The sequence below is a fragment of the Psychrobacter sp. CAL346-MNA-CIBAN-0220 genome (assembly GCF_040309805.1).
In the GTDB taxonomy this organism is placed as follows: Bacteria; Pseudomonadota; Gammaproteobacteria; order Pseudomonadales; family Moraxellaceae; genus Psychrobacter.
In genome coordinates, this window is record NZ_JBEOPF010000107.1 from 1 (window position 1) to 288 (window position 288).

The following is a 288-nucleotide window of genomic DNA, read 5'->3' on the forward strand; positions in this document are numbered from 1 at the left end:
TCCTGGCCCTGGCCGCGGCCATCGAACAGACCATGGTCACCAAACGCTATCGCCGCATCATCGCCACCCGCAGCGTGCAGGGCCTGGACCAGGAAATCGGCTTTCTGCCCGGTACCGAGGCGGAAAAAATGGAGCCGTGGCTGGGGGCGATTACCGACAACCTCGAAGCCTTGCACATGGATGACGAAAACACCCATGGCAGCGTCGACTACATCCTCAGCAAAGTGCCGTTGCAGTTCAAATCCCTCAACTACATCCGAGGTCGCAGCTTCCAGCAAAGCCTGATTC

General features: G+C 59.0%; 1 protein-coding gene. It reads left to right on the plus strand.

Annotated features, from left to right (window positions below):
- Window positions 1-288: PhoH family protein (locus AAEY88_RS12900; protein WP_350563023.1), on the plus strand; the 288-nt coding region annotated here is incomplete at both ends.